The organism is Pseudoalteromonas sp. C12FD-1 (assembly GCF_037414265.1).
GTDB lineage: Bacteria > Pseudomonadota > Gammaproteobacteria > Enterobacterales > Alteromonadaceae > Pseudoalteromonas.
In genome coordinates, this window is sequence record NZ_JBBEVD010000034.1 from 92370 (window position 1) to 114911 (window position 22542).

General features: G+C 40.7%; 18 protein-coding genes. 16 read left to right on the plus strand and 2 right to left on the minus strand.

What is annotated here, in order from left to right; translation table 11 throughout:
- Positions 1-56: 56 nt before the first annotated feature.
- Positions 57-2876 carry an excinuclease ABC subunit UvrA gene (uvrA, locus tag WDB87_RS01670; RefSeq protein ID WP_286245959.1) on the minus strand — a complete coding sequence of 940 codons (2820 nt, stop codon included), beginning with the start codon at positions 2874-2876 and terminating at the stop codon, positions 57-59.
- Between the two features lie 163 nt (positions 2877-3039).
- Between uvrA and WDB87_RS01675 the strand changes: the two genes are divergently transcribed.
- From WDB87_RS01675 to WDB87_RS01705, 7 genes are all read left to right on the plus strand, one after another.
- Positions 3040-4407 carry an MFS transporter gene (locus tag WDB87_RS01675; protein WP_286245960.1) on the plus strand — a complete coding sequence of 456 codons (1368 nt, stop codon included), beginning with the start codon at positions 3040-3042 and terminating at the stop codon, positions 4405-4407.
- A gap of 20 nt (positions 4408-4427) precedes the next feature.
- The gene (gene ssb / locus WDB87_RS01680) at positions 4428-5123 is read left to right on the plus strand and encodes a single-stranded DNA-binding protein (protein WP_337848822.1); all 696 of its coding nucleotides are present in this window, start codon (positions 4428-4430) and stop codon (positions 5121-5123) included.
- 376 nt (positions 5124-5499) lie between these two features.
- Positions 5500-8226, plus strand: a complete 2727-nt coding sequence (locus WDB87_RS01685) for a response regulator (protein ID WP_337848823.1) — start codon at positions 5500-5502, stop codon at positions 8224-8226.
- 168 nt (positions 8227-8394) lie between these two features.
- The gene (gene arsH, locus WDB87_RS01690; protein ID WP_337848824.1) at positions 8395-9117 is read left to right on the plus strand and encodes an arsenical resistance protein ArsH; all 723 of its coding nucleotides are present in this window, start codon (positions 8395-8397) and stop codon (positions 9115-9117) included.
- A 9-nt stretch (positions 9118-9126) separates the two neighbouring features.
- The gene (gene arsB / locus WDB87_RS01695; RefSeq protein WP_337848825.1) at positions 9127-10143 is read left to right on the plus strand and encodes an ACR3 family arsenite efflux transporter; all 1017 of its coding nucleotides are present in this window, start codon (positions 9127-9129) and stop codon (positions 10141-10143) included.
- Between the two features lie 9 nt (positions 10144-10152).
- Entirely contained in the window at positions 10153-10575 is a 423-nt protein-coding gene (gene arsC, locus WDB87_RS01700) for an arsenate reductase (glutaredoxin) (protein ID WP_337848826.1), read from the plus strand.
- 138 nt (positions 10576-10713) lie between these two features.
- On the plus strand, positions 10714-12387 hold the full coding sequence (locus tag WDB87_RS01705; RefSeq protein ID WP_337848827.1) for an EAL domain-containing protein: 1674 nt from the start codon (positions 10714-10716) through the stop codon (positions 12385-12387).
- A 7-nt stretch (positions 12388-12394) separates the two neighbouring features.
- Here WDB87_RS01705 and WDB87_RS01710 read toward each other — a convergent pair whose 3' ends face one another.
- Entirely contained in the window at positions 12395-13303 is a 909-nt protein-coding gene (locus WDB87_RS01710; protein WP_286245967.1) for a 1-aminocyclopropane-1-carboxylate deaminase/D-cysteine desulfhydrase, read from the minus strand.
- A 77-nt stretch (positions 13304-13380) separates the two neighbouring features.
- On the opposite strand from WDB87_RS01710, the gene WDB87_RS01715 reads away from it, so the two are divergent.
- Genes WDB87_RS01715 through WDB87_RS01755 form a run of 9 tightly spaced genes read left to right on the plus strand, consistent with a single transcriptional unit; the run spans position 13381 to position 22537 of the window.
- The gene (locus WDB87_RS01715) at positions 13381-14313 is read left to right on the plus strand and encodes a hypothetical protein (RefSeq protein WP_024032507.1); all 933 of its coding nucleotides are present in this window, start codon (positions 13381-13383) and stop codon (positions 14311-14313) included.
- The gene (locus WDB87_RS01720) at positions 14310-14909 is read left to right on the plus strand and encodes a PilN domain-containing protein (protein ID WP_337848828.1); all 600 of its coding nucleotides are present in this window, start codon (positions 14310-14312) and stop codon (positions 14907-14909) included. The genes WDB87_RS01715 and WDB87_RS01720 overlap by 4 nt, the downstream gene beginning before the upstream one ends.
- Complete coding sequence (locus tag WDB87_RS01725; RefSeq protein ID WP_286245969.1) at positions 14906-15586, plus strand: agglutinin biogenesis protein MshJ; 681 nt, start codon at positions 14906-14908, stop codon at positions 15584-15586. Before WDB87_RS01720 ends, WDB87_RS01725 begins: the two co-directional genes overlap by 4 nt.
- Positions 15564-15887 (plus strand): agglutinin biogenesis protein MshK, encoded by a 324-nt coding sequence (locus WDB87_RS01730; protein ID WP_337848829.1) that lies wholly within the window; start codon positions 15564-15566, stop codon positions 15885-15887. Before WDB87_RS01725 ends, WDB87_RS01730 begins: the two co-directional genes overlap by 23 nt.
- The gene (mshL, locus tag WDB87_RS01735) at positions 15871-17529 is read left to right on the plus strand and encodes a pilus (MSHA type) biogenesis protein MshL (protein WP_337848830.1); all 1659 of its coding nucleotides are present in this window, start codon (positions 15871-15873) and stop codon (positions 17527-17529) included. The genes WDB87_RS01730 and mshL overlap by 17 nt, the downstream gene beginning before the upstream one ends.
- A gap of 2 nt (positions 17530-17531) precedes the next feature.
- Positions 17532-18434, plus strand: a complete 903-nt coding sequence (locus tag WDB87_RS01740; RefSeq protein ID WP_286245972.1) for an ExeA family protein — start codon at positions 17532-17534, stop codon at positions 18432-18434.
- The gene (locus WDB87_RS01745) at positions 18431-19609 is read left to right on the plus strand and encodes a tetratricopeptide repeat protein (protein ID WP_337848831.1); all 1179 of its coding nucleotides are present in this window, start codon (positions 18431-18433) and stop codon (positions 19607-19609) included. Before WDB87_RS01740 ends, WDB87_RS01745 begins: the two co-directional genes overlap by 4 nt.
- Positions 19606-21333, plus strand: a complete 1728-nt coding sequence (locus tag WDB87_RS01750; protein WP_286245974.1) for a GspE/PulE family protein — start codon at positions 19606-19608, stop codon at positions 21331-21333. The genes WDB87_RS01745 and WDB87_RS01750 overlap by 4 nt, the downstream gene beginning before the upstream one ends.
- The gene (locus WDB87_RS01755; protein WP_337848832.1) at positions 21320-22537 is read left to right on the plus strand and encodes a type II secretion system F family protein; all 1218 of its coding nucleotides are present in this window, start codon (positions 21320-21322) and stop codon (positions 22535-22537) included. Before WDB87_RS01750 ends, WDB87_RS01755 begins: the two co-directional genes overlap by 14 nt.
- Positions 22538-22542 lie beyond the last annotated feature (5 nt).

Consider the following 22542-nt stretch of genomic DNA (forward strand, 5'->3'; position numbering starts at 1 on the left):
TGCCGCTAAATTTAGCGGCATTTTTTCCTTTTAATGAATACTTTTTATTATCTATCTTAAAGTAATGGCTTTAGGTAATGCCCAGTATGCGAGCGTTCACATTCGGCTACTTCTTCAGGCGTGCCTGCAATGAGTATTTCACCGCCGCCAGCACCGCCTTCAGGGCCTAAATCAACCACCCAGTCTGCGGTTTTAACCACATCTAAGTTATGCTCAATTACCACTATGGTATTACCATGATCGCGCAGGCGATGTAATACAACAAGTAGTTGTTCAATATCGGCAAAGTGAAGGCCGGTTGTTGGCTCATCAAGTATATATAGTGTTTTGCCTGTATCGCGTTTAGAAAGCTCACGAGCCAGTTTTACACGCTGTGCTTCACCACCAGAGAGCGTGGTAGCAGCTTGCCCTAGGCGAATATACGATAAACCTACATCCATTAAGGTTTTAAGTTTACGTGCTATTGCCGGTATTTTATCAAAGTAGTCGTGCGCGTCTTCAACGGTCATTTCGAGCACTTGGTGAATATTTTTACCTTTGTACTGTACTTCTAAGGTTTCACGGTTATAGCGCGCGCCCTTACATACGTCACACGGAACATATACATCAGGTAAAAAGTGCATTTCTACCTTAATTACGCCATCACCTTGGCAGGCTTCACAGCGTCCACCTTTAACGTTAAAGCTAAAGCGACCTACTTTATAGCCACGAGAGCGGGCTTCTTGAGTCCCTGCAAACAACTCACGAATACCGGTAAAAATACCTGTGTAGGTTGCAGGGTTTGAACGCGGTGTACGACCAATTGGACTTTGATCAATATCAATCACTTTGTCAAAATGATCAAGGCCACTAATTGACTTGTAAGGCGCGGCTTCTGCTGTGGTCGCGCCGTTAAGCTCAGTATGCGCAAGCTTAAATAGCGTATCGTTAATGAGTGTTGATTTACCTGAGCCCGAGACTCCTGTAATACAGGTTAATAAGCCAAATGGAATTTTTAAATCCACATTTTTGAGGTTGTTACCTGTGGCGCCAAATAGCTCAAGCCATTTATCGCCGGTTGGGTTACGCTCTTTTGGCACTTCTATTTTACGCACGCCAGATAAAAACTGGCCCGTTACCGAGTCTTTAGTGGCTAAAATATCGTCACGTGTACCTTGTGCAATAATATGCCCGCCGTGTACACCTGCGCCTGGGCCAATATCAATAATATGATCGGCTGCGCGAATGGCATCTTCGTCGTGCTCAACAACAATAACGGTGTTACCTAAGTCGCGTAAATGCACCAATGTTTGTAATAAACGGTCGTTATCGCGCTGGTGTAAACCAATTGATGGCTCATCCAGTACGTACATTACGCCTACAAGGCCTGCACCTATTTGACTGGCTAAACGAATACGCTGTGCTTCACCACCAGAGAGGGTATCGGCACTACGCTCAAGCGATAAGTAATTAAGGCCAACATTAATTAAAAACGATAAACGATCGCGAATTTCTTTTAGGATTTTTTCAGCTATTTGGGCTTTTTGACCCGTAAGTGATAAGCCTTCAAAAAAGTCCATCGCTTCGCCAATGCTCATAGTAGTAATAGCAGGCAGGTTTGTTTGACCTATAAATACGTGGCGTGCTTCTTGGCGTAAACGCGAACCATGACAACTAGGGCACGCTTGGCTAGTTTGATATTTAGCGAGCTCTTCGCGTACAGAGTTTGACTCAGTTTCGCGATAGCGACGGTTCATGTTGTTTAACACGCCTTCAAACTCGTGGTTGCGTGTTATTAAATCGCCTCTGTCGTTACGGTAATTAAAAGCAATTTTAGTTTGCCCTGAGCCCTCTAAAATAATTTTTTGCGATTCTTTAGCAAGCTTTTCAAATGGTACATCTAAATCAAATTTATAATGCTCGGCTACCGCTTGAAGCATTTGAAAGTAATAAAAGCTGCGTTTATCCCACCCTTTTATTGCACCACCGGCCAAGCTTAGCTCAGGGTTATGTACTACGCGGTTAGGATCAAAATATTGACGTACGCCTAAACCATCACAGCTTTGACACGCGCCGGCAGGGTTATTAAACGAAAATAAACGCGGCTCTAATTCGGTCATTGCATAGCCACAGGTAGGGCAGGCAAAGTTGGCTGAAAACAGCATTTCTTCAATGCTGCTGTCGTCCATGTAGGCTACATTTGCCACACCGCCAGACATCTCAAGTGCGGTTTCAAATGACTCTGCTAAACGCTGCTGCTGGCCGTCTTTTACTTTAAAGCGGTCAACAACCACTTCAATAGTATGTTTTTTGTGAAGCTCAAGCGTTGGCGGATCGGATAAGTCGCATACTTCACCATCTATACGGGCGCGAATATAGCCTTGGCTTGCAAGCTGTTCAAGCAGTTTAACGTGCTCACCTTTACGCTCTTTAACCACTGGCGCTAAAAGCATTAGCTTAGTGCCCTCTGGCAGTGCTAAAACGGTATCAACCATTTGGCTAATTGTTTGAGCTGCAAGCGGTAAGTCGTGGGTTGGGCAGCGCGGCTCGCCTACGCGGGCAAACATTAAACGCAAGTAATCGTATATTTCGGTAATGGTACCTACTGTTGAGCGAGGGTTGTGCGATGTTGATTTTTGCTCAATAGAAATGGCGGGAGAGAGGCCTTCAATATGATCAACGTCAGGCTTTTCCATTAACGATAAAAATTGCCTTGCGTAGGCAGAAAGTGACTCAACATAACGACGCTGCCCTTCTGCATATAAAGTATCAAATGCCAGTGATGATTTTCCCGAACCAGATAGGCCTGTGATAACAATTAATTTATCACGTGGGATGGTTAGGCTGATGTCTTTTAAATTGTGCGTACGGGCGCCTCGGACTTCAATGTTTTCCATGCTATCTCGTTTATTACCAAAATTATTTGTCCAGTATCGCATAATACGAAACATTATTAATCAATGATCAACGAAAAAATCCTTACTTATAGGCGATTAATTATTGCCAAGCTTGTGGTAGAATCCCACCCTAAATTTTTCATATCGTAAGATTACGCAGATAATGACCGCATCTTCACTTAATTCACGAGAAAAGCGCGCCGCTGTATCGCTGGCGAGTGTGTTTGCATTTAGAATGCTCGGCTTGTTTATGCTGATGCCTGTATTGGCTATTTATGGCCAATCGCTTGATGGTTTTTCGCCTATGTGGATAGGATTTGCCATTGGCGCGTATGGTTTAACCCAAGCAGTACTGCAAATACCTATGGGGCGTTTGTCAGATAAAATAGGCCGTAAAAAAGTAATTGTTGGTGGTTTAGTTGTGTTTGCGTTGGGCTCTGTTATTGCAGCGCTTGCCGAATCTATCCAAATGGTTACAGTGGGCCGAGCATTACAAGGTATGGGGGCAATAGCCAGTGCATTACTTGCTTTTGCCAGTGACTTAAGCCGCGACGAACAGCGCCCTAAAGTGATGGCTGTGATTGGTATGAGCATAGGCATGAGCTTTGCTTTTGCCATGTTACTTGGGCCTATTGTTGCCGCGTCGTGGGGTGTGGCAGGCGTATTCTGGTTAACAGCAATACTTGCTGTGTTTGGTATAGGTATTATTTTATTTTTAGTGCCAAACGCAGTAAACAAAGCCCCCAAAGGTGATACCTTGGCAAGCTTTAGCGACATCAAAAAACTTATTAAGCATCCGCAATTATCGCGCTTAAATGCAGGCGTATTACTGCTACATTTAACGCTAACCACTATTTTTGTGGTACTACCGAGCCAGCTAATAAAAGATGGCTTAGTGGCAAACCACCACTGGTATTTATATATTCCGGTATTGCTTTTAGCGTTTATTTTAATGGTCCCCATTATGATTATTGCCATTAAAAAAGAAAAAGAAAAACAAGCGTTTATTGGCTCAGTAGCACTGCTTTCACTTAGTATGTTTGCTATGTCTATTTGGGTAAATAGCGTGGTTGGCATTGCCATTTGTATGTTGCTTTATTTTGTCGCATTTAATTTTTTAGAAGCCACTATGCCTGCGCTTGTATCGCGAATTGCCCCAGCTAGTCAAAAAGGTTCGGCGATGGGCGGGTATTCGTCTAGCCAGTTTTTAGGAGCTTTTTTAGGTGGTATTTTAGGGGGTTATGTTGCCCAAACTACAAGTACGCAAGCTGTGTTTGCGGCAGCGGCACTTGTTGGGTTAATATGGCTTATTATTGCGTGGAAAATGCAAGTCCCACCGAAAAGTAAAGTTATTAGTTTAATGACCAATTTAAGTTCTGAAGAGCAAGCTCAAGCACTTGCTTCTCAGCTAGTTGCTTTACCTGGCGTAATAGAAGCAACAGTAGTGCGCGACGAAAGCCGCAGCTATTTAAAGATTAATGATAAAGAATTTGACCTAGACCAAGCACGTAAAGTAGCTGGTTTAATCTAACGTTTATAGGAGATGGTTCCATGGCACGCGGTGTGAACAAAGTAATTTTGGTTGGTAATTTAGGACAAGATCCTGAAGTTCGTTACATGCCTAATGGCAATGGTGTAGCAAATATTACCTTGGCAACGTCAGACAGCTATAAAGACAAAAACACTGGCCAAATGGTTGATAAAACTGAGTGGCACCGTGTAGTGTTTTTTGGCAAGCTAGCTGAAATTGTTGGTGAATACTGCCGTAAAGGCTCGCAAATTTACGTAGAAGGTAAACTTCAAACACGTAAATGGACCGACCAACAAGGCCAAGAAAAATACACAACTGAAATTGTAGTTGATGGCTTTACGGGTCAAATGCAAATGCTAGGCGCTCGTGGTGGCGATCAGCAAGGTGGTGGCTATCAAGGTAATCAAGGTGGCCAACAAGGTGGCGGTTACCAAAATAACCAGCAAGGCGGTGGTTATGGTCAAAATAACCAAGGTCAGCAAGGCGGCTATGGGCAACAGCAGCAGGCGGCACCAGCACAGCGTCCGGCTGCAGCTCCTGCACCACAGCAAAATAACCAATACCAGCAATCAAACAACAGTGGCTTTGCTCCACAGCAAAATAGCGCACCACAGCAGCAAGGTGGTTTTGCACCTAAGCCGCAAAATGCTCCACAAGGCGGCGCATCAAATCCAATGGAACCAACAATAGATTTTGATGACGATATTCCGTTCTGAGGAATACATAAATAATTTTTGTTGATTTAAAATTACAAAGCTCTGTTTATTCAGAGCTTTTTTTTTTGCAACTCACTACCGCAATTTCTCTTGCCAATGGGCATGCCCAAACTCCGAAGGAGTAGGACAACTCAGTGATTTCCTTTGCCCTGAATTTATTAAGCAATGCAGGAGCAGCTAAATAGCCAGTTTTTTGTCTAGCTATCAACGCATTATTACATCCTCATAAAAGAGCGCTTAAATAAATGAATTGGTATAAAACTGTACAACTCGGCTTTAATGTTAACAAAAGGGTTGTTTACATTTAATTTAATTGATTTATAAATACTTAACAATTACCCTTATAACACTTTACTTTTATGACCCTACGAGAAACATGAAAACTAATATTCTATTTTTATTTCTTGTTTTTCAGTTGTTTAGTGCAGCACTAAACGCGCAGCCATTATCTAAAACTACTAATGTTTTATTTATAAATTCGACAAATCAAACCATGCCATGGCACAAAAGTGTTGAGTCAGGACTGCGAACAGAGTTAACACAACGTATTGTAGACTATGATATTTTTGTCGAAAATATGGATATAGGGCGCTTTGATGAGACCACTCAAAAGCAATTAATGAGCGACTACCTTAAGCAAAAATATAAAAATAAGCACATAGATATAATTGTCACGCAATCACCATCGGCTGCGGCGTTAATAGCGCAATTAAATGACTTTTTTACTAGCACACCAAAAATTTATTTAGAACCTGGCGAACAGTTTAGGCTACCGGCAAACACTAATAATGCCTTAATGCGGGCTAAGTTAGACTACAAGCAAGCAACCGCCAGCGCGGTTAATTTAATGAAACCTAAAAAGCTCATTGTGGTGTTAGATACTAAAAATGAAATAGGAATAAACTTTTATGCAGGGCTGTTTAATATTACCAACCAAGATTTTTCGTATTTAGAGATTGAGCAATGGTTTGACCTTCCAGTTGCTGAACTGATGGCAAAAGTAAAAAGTGCGCCATCAGACTCCATTATTTTATTTACCCCTATATTTAGAAATTACGAAAATAAGTCAATTAGCCCATATCAGCTCGTCAGCTTACTCGCTCAGCACAGTAACGCCCCCATTTTTAGCTACTGGGAAGTTTTATTGGGCTCAGGTGTAGTGGGTGGTTATGTTTTATCAGGTGAGAAAATAGGTAGGCGCGTGGGTGAAGCTATTATCTCTTACAATGAAAATAACGTGTTGCCTAGCATAAGCAATGAAAATTTAAGTGTTTATAAATTCGATTGGCGACAGCTTAAAAAATATAATGTTGCACCGCAAAGCCTGCCAGAAAAATCGATTATTGCTTATTATAAGCCAAGTTACTTTGAACAAAATAAAGTGTTAATTTACAGCGCCGCCATTACTATTTTTGTATTGAGCGCTTTTTTAGTGTTTGTATTACGACTAAATCGCCGCCGTATTCAGCTTGTAAACGCGCTTGATGAAGAAAAGCTACGACTTGAGTCGCGTGTAGAGCAACGCACTAAAGAGCTATTACAAGCTAAAGAAGCTGCAGAGCAGCTTACCTCGTCAAAATCTGAATTTTTAGCCAATATGAGTCATGAGATCAGAACCCCAATGAGTGGCATTATAGGGCTTACCAATATTTTATTGGGCAAAAACCTACCTGAGGAAGATAAGCAGTATTTAGAAAAAATAAAGTATTCGTCAGATCAATTGCTTGTGGTTATTAATGACATTTTAGATTTTTCAAAAATTGAGTCTGGAAATATTAAAGTTGAGGCCTTTGCGTTTTCGCTAAACGCGGTTGTTGATTATATAATAACCACATTTGAAAATAGGGCGCGTAGTAAAGGTATTGCGTTTGAGATTAATATTAGCGATAACGTTAAACATAACTTAGTTGGCGATGTGGTGCGTATAAACCAAGTATTAATTAATTTGTGCTCTAACGCGATTAAGTTTACCTCTAAAGGGGCTATTTCGGTGCTAGTAGACGCAGAAGAAGCCTCTAATGACCTCGAAAGTATTGTTTTACGTTTTACTGTTAAAGACACCGGCATTGGTATTGATGAAAAAAGCTTACCTAACTTGTTTGATTCATTCACTCAGGCCGATAGCTCTACAACCCGAAAATACGGGGGAACTGGGTTAGGCTTAGCTATTAGTAAACGTTTATGCCAAGCAATGGGGGGTGATATTTCAGTTAGCAGCATACAAGGTAAGGGCAGTAAATTTATTGCTACCATAAACGTTGAAGTAAACACCCAAGCATTGATAGAAGACAGCCCACAGTTGTCATTTGCTGAACCATTTGATGTATTACTAATAGATGACAATGAAGACGATTTAAGCTTAATTAAAAGGCAGCTTAGTACAATGGGGCTGCGTTGTATGCCTTGCACCCAGGCAAGTGATGCAATAGAAATAATTAAAGAGAATAAAAACACCTTTAAAATTATTATAGTTGACGGTGAAATGCCTACCATGAGCAGTGAAACGTTTTTTACCCGCATCTATAAAGTAAACCCATTGCTTTGTAACAATATTATTGTACTTACAGCAAGTAAAAACGATGCAATTTACGACATAGCCCAAAAAATAAACATTAAAACTATTTTGCATAAGCCTGTGCTTACCAGCGTGTTATTTGAAGCAATGAAAAGCAAAGTGGTTAGCCCTTTTACGAGGAATACCCATAACCCCGCCACCGCAAAGCCATTGCAAGGTGTAAAAATACTCGTTGCTGAAGATAACGACATAAACAGGCTGATTGTATCCGATATATTAGTCGCCAGTGGGGCGCAGGTGCATGCAGTAGAAAATGGCTTAGAATGTATTCAAATCGTAAAATTAGAAACGTTTGATATTATTTTAATGGATATTCATATGCCCATTATGGATGGTGTAGAAGCGACTAAAGTAATACGCAGTGACAGCAATACTGCGCTTGCCTCTATGCCTATTATTGCGTTAACTGCAAACGTAATGAAAGATGATATTACTCACTACCTATCTACTGGTATGAATTCGCATGTTGCTAAACCAATAAAAGCTAAAACATTACGCGATACGATACTTGATTGCTTAAATAAATAAACTTATCAATTAACTACCTTTAATAGCAGGCTTTAATGCCTGCAACGTTAGAACACCAAACATAAAACTTATATAAATAGGATTTGACTCACACCTTTTAACATGTGAAATTTCATATATTCGTTTTTTCATATATTATTCCACTACAGAGCTACAAGGTTAAGGGTTATGAGTAAATCAATTGAACACGAGCTACCAAATTTAGAACTTTCACAAAGCATTCCTCCTACCGTTAAGGATTTCACGTTAACGTTTTCATCTCATAAACCTAAAATTTTATTGTTATACGGATCGCTAAGAACCCGCTCATATAGCAAGTTAGTTATAGAAGAAAGTGCGCGCTTGTTAACCCACTTTGGTGCTGAGGTTAAAATATTTAACCCTGAAGGTTTACCCATAACAGATAGTGAAGATGAAACGCACCCTAAAGTGCAAGAGTTACGTGATTTAATGCTTTGGTCTGAAGGGCAAGTTTGGTGCTCGCCGGAACGACACGGTGCTATGACGAGTGTATTTAAAAACCAGATTGATTGGATCCCATTAAACCTTGGTGGGGTAAGGCCTACACAAGGTAAAACGCTGGCTGTGCTGCAGGTTTGTGGTGGTTCGCAGTCATTTAATGTGGTTAATCAGTTACGCGTATTAGGGCGCTGGATGCGCATGATAACAATACCTAATCAGTCATCTGTGCCTAAAGCGTTTTTAGAATTTGAAGAAAATGGCCGAATGAAGCCTTCTGCTTTTTACAATCGAATTGTGGATGTAATGGAAGAGCTCGTAAAATTTACCTTATTAATGCGCGACCAAAAAGAATACTTTGTTGATAGATACTCTGAGCGAGTAGAAACAGCAGAGCAGCTCAGTAAACGCGTAAATCAAAAAGATATTTAGGGGGTTACAGTGGGGTTATTTGAACGCTTTTTATCGGTGTGGGTTGCGCTGGCAATCGCGCTAGGAATTGTGGCCGGTTACACCGTACCCGAGGTATTTAGTGTTGTTGCAAGCTTAGAGTATGCACATGTAAATATTGTTATCGCTGTACTCATTTGGTTTATGATTTACCCAATGATGGTGCAAATTGACTTCTCCTCTATTAAAGATGTAGGCAAAAAGCCTAAAGGCTTAGTGCTGACAGTCGTTATCAACTGGCTCATAAAACCCTTTACCATGGCTTTATTAGGGTGGTTATTTTTTAAAGGCATTTTTGCAGACTTTGTCGACCCACAAACGGCAACAGAATACATAGCCGGTATGATTTTATTAGGAGTAGCACCATGTACTGCAATGGTGTTTGTGTGGAGCCAACTAACAAAAGGCGATGCTAATTACACGTTAGTGCAGGTATCTATAAACGATATTATTATGATTTTTGCCTTTGCGCCCATCGCAGGTTTATTACTAGGGGTAACAGACATAACGGTACCGTGGGACACGTTATTAATCTCGGTGGTTTTGTATGTACTTATTCCATTAATAGCAGGCGCTATTACCCGCAAAAAGTTAGATAAAGGTGATGATCACACACGGTTAAATCACTTTTTAAAGGTAATTAAACCATATTCTATCATTGGCTTACTGGCAACGGTGGCACTTTTGTTTGGTTTCCAGTCTCAAACTTTAATAGATAATCCAGAAGCCATTGTATTGATTGCTATTCCGCTGCTTATTCAAACGTATGGTATTTTTGCAATAGCCTACATAGCCGCAAAAAAAATGGGCCTAGCTCATAATATTGCAGCGCCAGCTTGCATGATTGCAACTTCTAACTTTTTTGAGTTAGCCGTTGCCGTAGCCATTTCATTATTTGGTTTACACTCTGGTGCTGCGCTTGCCACCGTTGTGGGCGTTCTTGTTGAAGTACCTGTTATGCTTAGCTTAGTTTATTTTGCTAATAAAACGCGTCATTGGTTTAACTAGGAGAGTGTCATGGTCGTTATTCATCATAACCCTGACTGTGGTACATCACGCAATGTATTGCAGGTTATTAAAGCAGCTGGCTATAACCCAACGGTTATTGAATACCTTAAAGAGGGCTGGACAAAACCTCAGTTGTTAGCGCTATTTGCCGCAGCAAACTTAACACCTAAAACGGCTCTGAGAGTGAGTAAATCGCCTGCTGAAGAGCTAGGTTTGTTAAATGAAAACGTAACAGACGAAGCTATTTTAGAGGCCATGCTTGAGCATCCAATACTGGTTAATAGACCTATAGTGTGCACTGAAAAAGGGGTTGAACTGTGTCGCCCTAGTGAGCACGTTTTAACGCTGTTAGCGCAATGGCCTAAAGGCGAGCTATACAAGGAAGACGGCGAAATGATATTAAACGCGCGGGGCGAGCAACCCGAAAAGTAATAAACTATTTGCCAAAACCCCGTTTGCACGGGGTTTTTTGTTTAGAAAAATTATAAACATTTAAACTTGCTTAGTCTGCTTGTGCTAATGACTATTTTGAACAACACTTTAAATAGTCGCGTTGCCACAGAGAGCACTATGCATAAAGCCTTAATAAAATTTGCTGAGCAAAAAAAAATAATTTACTTAACCAGCTTTGCGTTGGTGGTAATTATTTTTAATGTGCTTTTAAATGATACGCTCCATAAAAAAATTCATAAAAATGGCCAGCAGTTAACACAGCAAATTTTTGAGCTGCAAATTAATGCCAACACCGAAAAAGAAATAGTGCAAGCATTGGCACAAAGTAAGGGCTTTATGCTGGCTGCACACTCAAATGCCGAACACTTCAAATACTTAGTTGATATACAGCACGATGTATTTAGCTATAAAACTCTCAGTATAAGTTTATACCACTGGCCTGCCTGGGTGGAGCAAGCCTACTTATTTTTACTATTAAATATCATTATATTAGGTGCCGCTAGCTGGTGGGTTAGATGGTGGAAAGTATTAGTAAAAAAACCAGCAGCGAACATGTCATTGCCTTACAGTAAAACTAAAGCAGCAAAAATACTTTCTACGCAAATCACCACTTTAAACTGCGAAGTAAAGTCTATGTACGGTGTGAGTGCAGCGCGGCATAGTTTATTTGCTATAGTGAAATGTGATTGCGTGTTTGATAAAAATACCGATATCCAAGCAAGTTTTAAGGTATGGATAGCAAAATACTTTAAAGAGCTTCCTGCAATATCAGTTAATGTATTTGATGCTAACAACCTTGCTATTACTTTAAATAATATCCCTGTAGCAAAGCTAGATACATACAGTGAAAACCTGCACGAATGCGTTTATCAAATTTGTAAGCGTTATCGAAGCACTGTAACGCGTAAAAACATAAAGGTTGGCCTGTGCGATTATCGATATGCGGCTGAGCAACCCGTTATTTTTAAGCTCGCTAAATCTGCCTTAGTATTTTCAGAAAAAAGTTTAATTCAGCACTGGCATAGGCTCGCGTTACAGCACGAACAAGGGAACTTAATTTCAAGTAAGCAGGTTATTGAAAATATTAAAAAGAATAAATTTATTTTGTTCTTTCAACCGTTATTTATGATCACCAGCGGCGATATTTTACAACATGAAGTGCTAATAAGAATTAGGCAGCAACCGCATGGTTTATTAGCTGCGCGCTACTTTATTAATCAAGACTTTAACAATCACCAAGCATTGGAGTTAGATAAAGCGGTGCTACTTCAAGTAAAAAAACTAATTTTAGCTGAGCCCAGCGCACTAACGGTAAGTGTTAATTTGCATATAAGTAATTGGTTTAACGAGCAGTTTTGGAGCTGGTTTGTTACCAATATGAAAGACTTTACGACAAAGCGAAAGTTACAGTTTGAAATTAGCGAAGCAGATTTTATTAAGTACCAAGCACAACTAGCAGATGCCTTTGAAAAACTGACGGCCCTACAAAGTTTACTGGTGATTGATAATGTACAGAATGTGGAGCACATTAACCAAATTGCGTCTCAAAAATTAGTTAGCGGTATAAAACTAGGGTATCCGCTCGTTCATAATGTGGATGAAAAAACGCAACAGCAAAAACAAGTTAAAAACATTGTAGCGCAAAGCAAGTTGCTCAATATACCTGTGTATGCGGTGGGCGTAGAAACCCAAAAAGAGCTACTTATATTGGCTAAATTAGGTGTAGTTGCCGCACAAGGCTTTTACTTTTCGGAGCCCTTACAGGAATACACACATGCTACGTTTTATTAGGAAGTTTCTAAATTAGGCCACGATATTTTAGCCCATTGAGCCCCTGTAAGCCGCCCGTATGAATAGCCATTATATGACTACCAGTAGCAAAGTAATCTTGCTCGATAAGCTGCCATAGTGCATACATCATTTTACCGCTATATATAGGCTCAAGAGGTAAGTTATGTTGCTGCTGCATGCGTTTACAAAACTGCCATAAGTCATTACTAAATTTGCCATAACCGCCATCATGAAACTGTGTAAGTAGCTGCCAATTGGATTGCTGAGCTGCTTTTTTACTGAGTGCTGTAATTTCTTTGTTCAAGTACTCGGCTTGTTTTAATACCGCAATTCCTAATAGCTGCGTGGTTTGGTGGCTACCCTCAATTAAGCCTGCAAGTGTTCCGCCACTTCCTGTGGGGCACACTAAGTAATCATGCTTTGGTAAGCTTTTAGCAAGCTCAGCACACCCAGGCAGGGCATATGTATTACTTCCACCTTCTGGGATTATATAGGCGTGTTCAAAGCGTGCTTGTAACTGGGCTAAATAATCAGGGTCTTGGCGCTGCTTATATTCAATACGCGTAACCGCATGTAAGTCCATTGCGCACTGTTTAGCAAATTGCAGGGTGGGGTTGTGAGTATCTAAGTGTGGCCCTCTAATTATGGCGTGGGTTTTTATATTAAATAGTTTACCCGCCCCTGCACAGGCGTGAACATGATTAGAAAAAGCCCCCCCAAAGGTGAGTAGTTGTGTTTTATTAAGGGCTTGCATTTGCTGTAAATTATATTTTAGCTTACGCCATTTGTTACCACTTATTAGTGGGTGAAGTAAGTCATCCCTTTTCACACTTAACCGTATGTTTCTCTTTTTAAGACAGGCGCTATCTATTTGTTGTATCGGACTTTCTTTTTCAATATTAAATAAATTAAGCATTATTTCTCGTGTTTAAACTTGCAAACTAAAAAACTTGTACGACACTTAGTTAATCTCTTATTAACAATAGTAGCTATATGAAAAAAAAGCTGTTTTCGTTGTTATCTTGGTTAAATCGCAGTTTAGACTCAAGCACAGCAATTGGTATTGCTACTTATGCAGATACAGTAAACGCGGTGTGTTTAAAAAAAAATCAAGGGCAGTGGTACGTACATAACTCACACAGTGTGAATGTAGAGGACCAAACGGATTATACAGTCGCTATTGCAACTTGCACAAATGAAGTTTGCGCTGAGGTGTGCCCAGTAAATTTAGTAGTTCCTCATTATTTTTACCAAATAGTGCAAATGGATAAACCCATGCTGAGTGATGAAGAGATCATTCAATCTTTACCTTGGACAACAAAAGACTTAGTTGATATTCCTCCAGAGAACATTGTTGCCGACTTTATCGATTACCCAATCGTTCAGCCTATGCAAAGCAGTAAAATGAATGTGTTTATTACTAATAAACTACAGTTATTGCCTTTCATTGATAGCTTTTCAAAAATAAAGCCTGTGCTCAGAGCTATGACCTCTGAAGAAATGATTTTAGTGACCTTGTTTGGTGAAGATAAAAGTGCACACATGCTTATAGTGCAACATGCAGGGCATGAGCCGCGTATTTTAATTATTCGTGATGGGCAGCTTTTATTAGCAAGGCGTTTAAACGGGTTTTTAGGTATTTCAGATAAAGAACGCACACACGGTTTAGTTGAAGCCTTAGGGCTTGAGATCCAACGATCAATGGATTTTTTTGAAAGCCAGCTAAAACAGCCTCCTATTAGAAGCATTCAGCTGCATTGCGATGATTTATCGTCGTTAACGTTAAGAGCAGGCCTTGCAGAATTTTTGCAAGTAAAGGTTGTTGATTTTAAACCTAATATAGATTTAGCACAGGATCTTGAGCCAAGCTTTTATTACGCATTAGGCGCAGCGTACCAATTAACTGATCCGGATTCAGTGCTATGAAAACACGGATTAATTTTTACCAAAAAGCCATTAGGGTTAGACGCGACCCAGTGCCCTTTAAAGGGATGCTTTTGCTGTGGCTAGGTACATTGCTAGTGGTTGCATTAACCTGGTTGTTTTATTTATACGAAGAGCACAATAGCCAGCAATTACTTACACAAAGCCAAGCTTATCTAAAGCAAACGCAGCAGCAATTGAACGTGGTAAAGCAGCGATTAGCTGATAAACAAAACAAATCGCACTTAATTGATGAGCTAAAAGTACTGCAACAAGAAATTTTACACAAACAGCAAGTGTTTGATTATTTAGAAAATACATCAATGCACACGAAAACGGATTATGCCGATGTGATGCGCGATTTGGCAGCGTACCACGAGCCGCAAATTTGGCTTGATCAGATAAAATTTGAAGGCAAAAAAGTAGTGCTCAAAGGGCGTACTCAACAGGCTAAATATTTACCTATTTGGCTTACTAATCTCAAGCAATCAAGCTTTTTTAAGGGGAAGGAGTTTTCAGTGCTGGAGCTGTCGAGCAGTGATGGCGTGAGCGAATTTAATGTGGCTACAGAGCTTAGTTCAAGTGAGGTAACACAATGAATGAGCAAAATGAAAATAAAGGCTGGCCAGTATTTGTTAAATACCAAGCACAATTTGCGGCGTTACAGCAGCGGGAAAAGTATTCTGTTCTGTTTGTTGGCTTATTTCTGATTGTTTATTTAGGTTTGTGGTTTGTGGTGTTTCCGCAGCAAGATGCAGTGAATAGTTTACGTGTTGAACAAAACGCATTGTGGCAAAAACTAAATCAAAATGAAGCGCAACTCTCTATGCTTACACAGGCATTAGAGCATGACTACACAAAAGTGCTCAGAAACCAGGTAGGGCAAACTCAGCGTGAGCTAGAAGATATAAATAATAAACTAAGTAAGTTTAGCCAAGGCTTTATTTCAGCAAACAAAGTGCCTGCAGTATTAAAGGATTTATTAGTAAATACCCCCGATGTGCAGGTCGTTGGCTTTAGTGTAAACCCTGCCAAAGCAATTGATGTAGAAAAACTCGGTGAGCATGATACGCAAACATTATTTTTTGAACACCAAATGATAGTTACTTTGCAGGGGCGTTATTTTAGTTTGCAGCAGTATTTAGAAGGCCTTAAAGCTAGCCAACAAAAGTTGTTAATACAGCAGTTTAACTATCAGGTGCAAACATACCCTAATGCAGAGTTAACATTACAAATCGCAACGGTGAGTGCCAATGAAAAATTTATCGCTTTATAGTTTGTGTGTGTTTTGCGTGTGTTTTTTCTCTGTTAGTTCAGCTGAAATATTGCGCGACCCTACTCAACCAAGCAATGCACCAACACTAAAAGGCGCTGCAATTAGCAATACAGCGCTGTCGTTACAGTCAATTATTAAAACCGAAAAGCAATACAAAGCGATTATTTCTAAGCAGGTATATAAGCCAGGAGATGTAGTAGGTGAATTTCGGGTGCTAACAATAAACGCCAATTATGTGCTGTTAGCAAATGATGATAAGCAAATAAAATTAGAATTATACGACTATGAAATTAAAAAATAATATAACAAAGCCATGGCTTGCGCTTATTTTAATACCGCCTTTTTTAACAGCGTGCCATAGTTTTAAGCCCGGGAAAGAGATTCAGCCACACATAGCACAAGAGCTTGCACCTGTAAGTAACCAAGCTAAAAGTGTTGCACCGGTAGAGGTGAGTAGCGCGCTTACACAAAGCTTACTTTCATCACTTAATAGTGAGCAAAGCTTAACCAATGAGTTAGCTGTAAAGCGTTTTGATGTAGCCGCAAAAGAGGTAGGGATAAGCTCATTTTTTAATGGATTAACTGCTGATACTCCATACAGCGTAGCAGTACACCCACAGGTGAGTGGTGTTATTTCTTTAAATTTAAAAAACGTAACATTTGAAGAAGTTATAGCGGTTATTAAACGCATGTATCCGTTAGATATTGTCCAAGAAGGTCGTATTGTGCAGGTGTTACCTGCAATCATGCGCACAGAAACTATACCGGTTAACTATTTGATGATGCAGCGCCATGGGCAATCAACAGTAAGTGTTGTAGCTGGTGGGGTAAGCCAGTTTTCGCAAAACAACTCAAGTTCAAATTCAAGCTCAAACAGTAGTAATAATTCGAGCCAAAATAATCAGTTTGGCAGCGATAATCAAAATACTGAGTTAAATGGCTCTCGTATTCAAACAATTAATCAAAACGACTTTTGGAAAGAGCTTGAACTTGCTCTTAAATCGCTTATTGGTTCAAACGATGGTCGTTATGTGGTTGCTAGCCCACAGGCAAGCTTGGTTACGGTTAATGCCTTGCCAAGTGAAATAAATCAGTTAAAAGATTTTTTACGTCAAAGCCAAGAAAACCTTCAGCGACAAGTTATTCTTGAGGCTAAAATTGTCGAAATTACCTTAAAAGATGAATACCAACAAGGAGTTAACTGGGAGCGAATTTCTAGAGGGTTAGAAGGTGGGGTGTCGTTTGCAACAACAGCAGGCAGCATAGGTAATTCTATTTCAGCTACTTTAGGAGGGGTCTCCTCGTTAACGATTGAAAAAGGCGACTTTAGCGGTGTAATTAGTTTGCTTGAGACCCAGGGTGACCTGCAAATGCTTTCTAATCCCCGTGTAACGGCTACAAACAATCAAAAAGCCGTGATTAAAGTAGGCCAAGATGAGTACTTTGTTACTAACGTTTCGAGCACAACGGTAACGGGTACCTCAACGACTACGTCACCAGAAATAGATCTAACTCCGTTTTTTTCAGGCATTGCGCTCGATGTCACACCACAAATTGATAAATATGGCTCAGTTATTTTACATGTTCATCCTTCAGTAACCGAAACAGAAGAGCAGCTCAAGGTAATTACATTAGATGATCAGCGTTTTGAGTTGCCGCTTGCGCAAAGCAATATTCGTGAATCTGATACGGTCATCCGCGCTCAAAGTGGTGAAATAGTCGTAATAGGTGGGCTAATGCAAACCACCACGGAAGATGAAGAATCGAAAACCCCTATTTTGGGCGATGTGCCAATACTGGGCAACTTGTTTAAAAGTATTAGTAAGCGCCAAGAGAAAAAAGAGCTCGTTATTTTAATCAAGCCAACGGTGGTAATGCCCGACACGTGGAAAAAGCAACAGGCTCACAGCCGCGCGCTGCTAAATACATGGTATGAGAACTAACAATGTATTTAAGCTTTTTTAATTTAAGTGAAATGCCTTTCACCTTAACCCCAAATACCGAGTTTTTTTGTGCACTTGAGCCGCACCACGAAGCCATGCAAGTGCTTACCACAGCGCTAGAAATGGGGGAGGGATTTATAAAAGTAACAGGGGAAGTAGGGACAGGCAAAACCTTACTATGCAGAAAACTTTTAAATCAAATTGAAGAAGACTACTTTGTGGCTTATTTACCTAATTCTTATTTAAGCCCTGAAGAGTTACGCTGGGCTATTGCTGTAGAGCTTGGCATGGAGGTAGATAAAAGCCTAGATCAGCAATCGCTAAGCCAGCAAATAAACCATTACTTACTAGAGTTGCAAGAAGATAACGAACGGGTTGTGCTCCTGATAGATGAAGCGCAGTGCCTGAGTTGGGATACACTTGAAGCGCTTCGGTTATTTACAAACCTAGAAACTGAAACCGAAAAGCTTATTCAGGTGGTGCTATTTGGCCAACCTGAATTAGATGAAAAACTTGCTAATAGTAAGGTGAGGCAGTTACGCCAGCGGATCAGTTTTTCGTACTCATTGCGTGCAATGACCGCCAGTGAAGTTATTTATTATATTAATCACCGTTTACAGGTGGCAGGCTTTAATCAGCCACCACTATTTACTAACCGGTTAGGATTAAAAATAGCGCGTGCGAGTCGAGGAATACCCCGTTTGGTCAACATTTTATGCCATAAAGTTTTACTGCAGGCATACGGTGAAGGCCTTAATAAAGTAACACCGCGCCATATACATCTTGCCATTGCAGACACCGAAGATTGTAAAAAGCACCATGCTAACCATTACTGGGGTTACAGCTTATTAGCTATTAGTGTTTTTGTTATTGCAGTTATGTGGGTATGGAGGCAATGGTTATGAGTGTGATTAATAACATGCTAAAAAATATCGACCAGCGTCAAACTGCACAGCGTAATCAGCAAAGTGGCGGGGTCGATATTCCCCCCGTACGCGACTACCACGATGTATTATTTAAAGTGCTGAGTGTTTTATTAGCAATTGTACTCATTTTTACAGCCTACCTTTATTTACCTTTTGCACAGGCACCTCAAGTGAGTAGCGATACGGCTGAAACAGCCCATGCAGGTAATAACAGCCAGCCGATTGAAATTGCTCAAACTAAAATTACCCCTGTAATTAAGCCCTTAAAACAATTAAGTGAAAATAACACAGATGCTAAAGCGGCTCATATTAATGCGGATGCGCAAAAAGAGCTGGCGCAGGCACAAAGCAATAACGCATTACTAAATCAGCCAAAAGAGATAGCAATACAGCAACAAAGCAAAGACAAAGCTACGCTAATCAGTAAAACAGTAAGCTTTGCAGATAAAGTAGCCAATAGCGCAGAGGTAAACGGCTCGGTTGAAACAAAAAACAGTACACACGCAAAAAGCATTACGCCAGCTGAGCAGCCGTCCGTTGAAAATAAATTAGTAAAAACGCTAAGTGTTAAACAAACCAAAGCCCAACGCATAGCACAGCAATTAAAGCGTGCTAAACAAGCGTTGGAATTTGCTTTATATGATGATGCGATTAACGATTTAACCGCTATTTTAAAAACACAACCTGAGCATATAGAAGCGCGTAATTTACTTGCGGCAACGTATTTTCAGCAACAGGATGTACTTATGGCTCAGCAGTTATTAGTCGCAGGTATAAAAATAAACCCTGAGGTTGTGCAGTGGCGTGTAATGCTCAGTAAAATTTTAATTATGCAGCAAGAGTACGATGGCGTGCTTAAACTGCTCATAGCCGAACTTGAGCCGCAAGCAAACGTGGAGTTTTGGGTATTAAAAGGCACAGCAGCACAAAATGCGCAACAACATCAAATAGCGCTTGCGAGTTTTACACAGCTTACACAGCTTCAGCCTCAGCAGGCTAAATGGTGGTTGGCATTAGCCACTTCAAAAGATGCGTTAGGGGAGTTTGCTGATGCAAAGCACCTTTATAAAGTTGCCCTAGATTTAGGCGGTTTAAATGCCGTAATGACGCAACATGCACTACAGCGTTTAGTTGTATTGAAGGAGGCTGTATGAGACCTAGTTTAAAAATGCGCTTAGGGGATTTACTCGTTCATGAGCAAATGATCACCGAAGCGCAGCTAAGTGAAGCACTTAATGTGCAAGCCGCGTCAGGGCGAAAGTTAGGAGCGACATTAATTGCGCTTGAGTTTATAAGTGAGCCGCAATTATTACGCTTTTTAGCTCAACAATTACAAATACCGTTTTTAGATATTTCGCAGCGCAAAATATCTTCAGATGTATCTAAATTACTTTCAGAGGTTTATGCCAGACGCTACCGAGCATTAGTAATAGAAGATAACGGGGATTCTGTGTTAGTCGGAATGAGTGACCCTGCTGATTTGAGAGCGTTGGATCAGTTAGCGCCAATGCTAGCACCTAAGCGAATTGAGCTTGCTGTTGTGCAAGAAAGCCAGCTTATGGCAGCGTTTGATAATGTGTACCGCCGAACAGAAGAGATTACTAACTTTGCTGAAAAGCTACACGAAGAATACGAAGACGTAGAAGAGTTTGACCTTAATTCCTTAGCGGATGAAACCTCTGACGCCACCGTAGTAAAACTACTGCAATCTATATTTGAAGATGCAGTACAAGTACGTGCCTCAGATATCCACATAGAACCCGATGAAAGGCTATTACGCATTCGCCAACGAGTTGATGGTGTATTGCAAGAGCACACATTAAACCAAGTAAAAATAGCCTCTGCTTTAGTACTTAGGCTAAAGCTTATGTCGGGGTTAGATATATCGGAGAAGCGTTTACCGCAAGATGGCCGTTTTAATATAAAAGTGCACGCGCACAGCATTGATGTACGTTTATCGACAATGCCAGTGCAATATGGCGAGTCAGTTGTGATGCGGTTGCTCGACCAATCTGCAGGGCTTTTATCGTTAGATGAAACCGGCATGCCGGTACATATTTTAAAACGCTTACGCAGCATTATTAAACGCCCTCATGGCATGGTGCTAGTGACTGGGCCTACAGGCTCAGGTAAAACAACCACTTTGTATGGCGCTTTAAGTGAGCTTAACCAACAAGAAAGTAAAATTATTACCGTAGAAGATCCGGTTGAATACCGCATTGGGCGGGTAAACCAGGTGCAAATAAATAACAAAATAGGCTTAAGCTTTGCCAGTGTATTAAGAACCACACTACGCCAAGACCCCGATATTATAATGGTTGGCGAAATGCGTGACCAAGAAACCGTTGATATAGGCTTAAGGGCTGCATTAACGGGGCATTTAGTGCTTTCTACGTTACATACCAACGATGCCATATCAAGCGCAATGCGCTTAATTGATATGGGAGCACCCGCTTATCTAGTTGCAAGCTCACTACGCGCTATTATTGCTCAACGCTTAGTTAGGCGTATTTGCAATGAATGTAAAACACCGTATCACCCAGATAAACAAGAACAAAGTTGGCTTACGTATTTAGGCGAAGATGTTAGCAGCACACAGTTTTGGCGAGGCCAAGGCTGCACAGCGTGTAGCCATAGTGGCTATAAAGGCCGGGTGGGGATTTTTGAACTGCTAGAAATGAACGACGCTATGATGGATGCCCTGCGTATTAACGACACGCAGCGTTTTGCCGAAGCGGCTAAAAATAGCGCTAATTTCGCGCCGCTTTCTTATATGGCGTTAACGTATGCCAAGCAAGGCATTACCTCGCTAGATGAAGTATTTAAAGTGGCTGAATATGTACCTGAAGTAGTAGGTGATGACGATGCAGCTTTATAGTTACAAAGCTAAAGACGCAAAGGGTGCGCTGGTTAAAGGCCGTGTTGAGGCAAATAATGAGGCCGGTGTGGCCGATAGCTTATTAAAGCGCCAATATATACCTATTTCAATTTCGTTAGTTGAAACAAAAAACAATATAAAGTTATTCGATAACCTATTTAGCGAAAAAATAACCCTTGATGACATGATCATGTTTTCACGGCAAATGTATTCATTGCTCAAAGCCGGGATCCCCATTATTAGGGCAATGATAGGGCTTGCTGATACCACGCAAAATAAAGAGTTTAAAAGTGTATTGCTTGAAGTAACACGCCAGCTTGAACAGGGCCGTGAACTATCCAGTGCACTAGCTATACACAACAAGGTGTTTAGCCGCTTAACTATCTCTATGGTTAAAGTCGGAGAAGGGTCGGGACGATTAGAAGATGCGTTTTATCAACTGGCTATTTATTTTGAAAAAGAGCAAGAGACTCGTAAGCGTATCAAAGCGGCTATGCGTTACCCCACTTTTGTTATTTTGGCGCTTTTAGTGGCGATGATCATATTAAATATTTTTGTGATCCCAACCTTTGCCAGCATGTTTGAAAAGTTTGACGCAGAGCTGCCTTTAATGACCCAAATTCTTATTGGCACCAGTAACTTTTTTGTCAATTATTGGTGGTTGCTAGCGCTAATATTAGTGGGGGGAGTGATTGCTTGGCGTCGCTATTTAAATACCTCGGCAGGGCGTTTTAACTGGGATCAGCACAAGTTAAAAATTCCGTTTGTAGGCGATATTTTAAAGCGTACCTTGCTTGGCCGTTATAGCCAAAGCTTAGCCATGGTGCTGCGCTCGGGCGTCCCTATGACGACAGGGCTGTCGTTAACGGCCCACGCAGTTGATAACAGCTACATGGAAAAAGCCATTATTACCATGCGCCAAGATATCGAAAAAGGCGACAGTTTGTTGCGAGCGTCGCGAAGTAGCGAGCTATTTTCACAGTTGGTACTGCAAATGGTGGCAGTGGGAGAAGAAACAGGTCGCGTAGATGAGTTGTTGCAAGAAGCGGCCGACTTTTATGAGCGAGAAGTAGATTACGATTTACGTAGTTTAACCGCCAAAATAGAACCCATTTTGACGGTGTTTGTTGCCATTATGGTGCTTATTTTAGCACTGGGTATTTTTATGCCAATGTGGAACATGATGTCGGCCATTAAAGGGTAGCGATT